Raw genomic sequence first — 4,367 nt, forward strand, 5'->3', positions numbered from 1 at the left:
TTCGCTGTGTGAGCGTTTTGGCGGATCAATCCGTTTTACGTCAATAAACTGGTATACATTCTGTGCCATAACGTCTCCCTACATCGCCTGCACCCGCAGCTCGGCAGACGAGCGTGCGCGGTGACCCAGCAAGGTGTTTACATCGCTGGTTTTCGGTTTTACCAGCTTGAATTTGCTTAAATAGCTGCCAAAGTCGTTTAAGATCTTTTGCGCTTTTTCGCTGCCGGTTTCTTCCAGGTGCTGGTGTAGCAAACTGCGCAGGTGCTCCTGCAGAATAGGCGTGCTGACATCCAGCGCTTCGACCAGCTCGGGGTTCAGGCGCAGGGCTAAATCGTCCTGCTCATCTAACAGGTAAGCAAAGCCACCGGTCATACCGGCACCAAAGTTCACACCGGTGCAGCCCAGCACCACGACCACGCCGCCGGTCATATATTCGCAGCAGTTATCGCCGGTGCCTTCAACCACCGCCAGCGCGCCGGAGTTTCGTACCGCAAAGCGCTCGCCAACTTTACCGGCCGCATAAAGCCTGCCGCCGGTGGCGCCGTATAAACAGGTATTACCGGCAATGGTAAAACCGTTTTTGGCAAAAGTAGCGCCCTTGGCCGGGTAAATGGCCAGCATACCGCCAGTCATGCCTTTACCGACGTAGTCGTTGGCATCGCCCTGCAGTGACATATGCAGGCCGCCGGCGTTCCATACGCCAAAGCTTTGGCCGGCGGTGCCGTTTAAGCGGATACGGATAGGGTCGGTTGCCATGCCCTGGTTACCATGCTGACGGGCAATAAAGCCTGACAGGGCAGCACCGACAGAGCGGTCGGTATTGCGGATATTGACACTTAACTGGCCACCGCTTTTGTTTAGTACCATCTGCTCGCAGCGCGCTAACAGCTGCTGATTTAATGCACCTTCATCAAACGGCGTGTTGTTTTGCACGCAGTACAGCGCTTTGTCTGACTGCACACCGCTGGCCTGCAGGATCGGTGTTAGATCCAGCTTGGCCTGCTTTTGCGTTTCACTGTCTTTAACACTTAATAAATCGGTGCGACCGATAAGCTGGGTCAGCTCAGTTACGCCAAGCTGCGCCATTAATTCGCGCACTTCAAAGGCTAAGAACTTAAAGTAGTTCATTACCATTTCTGGCAGGCCGTTAAAGTGATCGCGCCGTAGTGTTGCATCCTGGGTTGCCACACCGGTAGCGCAGTTGTTTAAGTGGCAGATACGCAAAAACTTACAACCCAGCGCCACCATAGGGCCGGTACCAAAGCCGAAGCTTTCAGCACCTAAAATCGCGGCTTTAATCACATCAAGGCCGGTTTTTAAACCACCGTCTACCTGTAAGCGCACGCGATCGCGCAGGCCGTTTTCTACCAACGCCTGATGCACTTCGGCAAGGCCTAACTCCCACGGGCTGCCGGCGTATTTCACTGAGGTCAGTGGGCTGGCGCCGGTACCACCGTCGTAACCGGAGACGGTAATCAGATCGGCATAAGCTTTGGCCACACCGGTGGCGATGGTGCCGATACCCGGCTCTGACACCAGTTTTACCGAGATCAGCGCCTGCGGGTTAACCTGTTTTAAATCGAAAATCAGCTGGGCTAAATCTTCAATTGAGTAAATATCATGGTGCGGCGGCGGGGATATCAGCGTCACGCCTGGCACGGAGTAGCGCAGGCGGGCAATTTCCGCGGTAACTTTTTCACCTGGCAGCTGGCCACCTTCGCCAGGCTTGGCGCCTTGCGCCACTTTGATTTGGATAACTTCAGCGTTAACCAAATAATGCGGCGTCACCCCAAAGCGGCCGGAGGCGACCTGCTTAATCTTGGAGTTTTTCTCGGTGCCAAAGCGGCGCGGGTCTTCGCCGCCTTCACCCGAGTTAGAACGCCCGCCTAAGCGGTTCATTGCAATGGCTAAGGCTTCATGCGCTTCCGGGCTAAGTGCACCTATCGACATAGCCGCACTGTCAAAGCGCGGGTACAGCTTATCTTCGCTTTCAACCTGCTCCAGCGGTATAGCTGCGGCAGGGTTTAACTTAAACAAGTCGCGCAGGTGTGCTACCGGGCGCTGGTTAACAATATTACTGTACTGCTGGTAATCCTCGTATTTGCCTGAACGCACGGCTTTTTGCAGTGTTTGCACCACATCCGGGTTATAGGCATGGTACTCGCCATCGTGCACGTATTTAAGCAAGCCACCGTGATTAAGCGGCTTGCGTTTAAGCCAGGCCACTTTCGCCAGTTGCTGTACGTCCTGCTCGAAATCAGCAAAACCGGCACCACCGAGGCGCGATGGAATATCGGCAAAGCACTGGCGCATCACGGCTTTGTCGATGCCGACGGCTTCAAACAGGTTAGAGCAGCGGTAGCTGGCCACTGTTGAAATGCCCATTTTCGACATGATTTTGTACAGGCCTTTGTTAATGCCTTTGCGGTAATTCAGTACAGCCTGGCGCGCACTTAAGGTAATAACGCCTTTTTCTACCAGTTGCTCGACTGTTTCATAGGCCAGGAACGGGTAAATACCGGTGGCGCCAAGGCCAATCAGCACGGCGAAATGGTGCGGATCGCGCGCAGTGGCCGTTTCGACAATAATGTTTGAATCGCAGCGCAGCTGGGCATTCACCAGCGCATGCTGTACAGCACCCACGGCCATTGCTGCAGGTATCGGCAGTTTGCCCTGTTCAATACGCCGGTCGGTTAGCATCACCAGCACGACGTTGTTGTCGCGTACGGCGCTGATAACATCTTCGCATAATTTACTGACCGCTTGTTCCAGGCTGAAACTGGCCGGGTCAAAATTCAGTGAGAAAATCTGGTGTTTGTAGTACTTCTCATCGGCTTGTTTTAACTGTTTTAAGTCGGAATACATCATCACCGGCGATTCAAACTGAATACGGCGGGCGTAACCGGCAGTTTCTTTAAACACGTTATGCTCGCGGCCAATACTGGTGGCCAGCGACATAACATGTGCTTCGCGCAAAGGGTCAATCGGTGGGTTAGTCACCTGGGCAAACTGCTGGCGGAAATAATCATACATAGTGCGTGGCTTGCGTGACAGCACGGCCATTGGCGTGTCATCACCCATAGAGCCGACCGCTTCCTGACCATCTTTGGCCAGTACTGTCATTACCTGATCAATTTCTTCATAGCTGTAGTTAAACAGCTTGTGGTAGGTCAGCATTTCGTCGTCAGTAAACACGCGCTTACCGATAAGGTCAGTTTCGTATTGTTCGTACGGTACCAGGCGCTGCACATTGTTGTTCAGCCAGTCGCGGTAGGGGTGGCGTGCCATTAAATCAGCATCGATTTTATCTGAGCGCCAGATTTCACCGCTGGTGGTATCCACTGCCAGCATTTCACCCGGGCCAACGCGGCCTTTTTCCACCACTTCATCCGGCGTGTAATCCCAGATCCCCACTTCTGAGGCCAGCGTGATTAATTTATCGCGGGTAATAACAAAACGCGCCGGGCGCAGGCCGTTACGGTCGAGGTTACAGGCCACATGCTGACCGTTGGTCATCACGATACCGGCCGGGCCGTCCCACGGCTCCATATGCATGGAGTTAAATTCGTAGAAGGCTTTTAGGTTGTCGTCCATCACGCGGTTGCCCTGCCAGGCTGGCGGCACTAATAAACGCATGGCGCGGAACAAGTCCATACCGCCGGCCAGTAGCAGTTCCAGCATGTTGTCCAGCGAGCTGGAATCGGAGCCGCTTTGGCTGACAAAAGGTGCGGCGTCCTGTAAATCGCTCAGCAGGGGCGAGGCAAACTTATACTGGCGCGCACGAGCCCACTGCCGGTTACCGGTAATGGTATTAATTTCACCGTTATGGGCTAAAAAGCGAAATGGCTGTGCCAACTGCCAGCGCGGCATGGTGTTGGTAGAAAAGCGCTGGTGGAACACGCAAATAGCAGTTTCCATGCGGATGTCAGCTAAATCGAGATAGTAGCGCGGCAAATCAGCCGGCATCATCAGGCCTTTAAATACGGTAACCAGTGACGAGAAGCTGGGAATGTAAAAGTCGGCATCGTCAGTTAATTGCTTTTCAATGCGGCGGCGCACCATATACAGACGGCGCTCTAAGTCATGATCGCCCCAGCCGTGTGGCGCGTTGACAATAACCTGTGAAATCGCCGGCATAGAGCTAAGCGCCAATGGGCCAAGCACACTGCTGTCGATTGGCACTGTACGCCAGGCCACCAGCGTTAAGGTTTCGCGGGCAATTTCCTGCTCGATAATTTTTTTTGCCAGCGCCGCTTTTACCGGATCCTGGCTGAAGAAAATCATGCCGACGCCGTACTTCTTCGCCAGGTTCCAGCCGTTCTCTTCGGCAATAGCCCGGAAGAAACTGTCGGGTTTCTGCATTAATA

1 protein-coding gene is annotated in these 4,367 nt (G+C 53.8%); it reads right to left on the bottom strand.

Features of this window, described 5'->3' with window-relative positions:
- Positions 1-78: 78 nt before the first annotated feature.
- On the bottom strand, positions 79-4,367 hold a 4,289-nt coding region (gene gltB, locus VIN66_RS13760), incomplete at its 5' end, for a glutamate synthase large subunit (protein WP_331924511.1).

It is taken from the genome of Rheinheimera sp., from assembly GCF_036568245.1.
GTDB lineage: Bacteria > Pseudomonadota > Gammaproteobacteria > Enterobacterales > Alteromonadaceae > Alishewanella.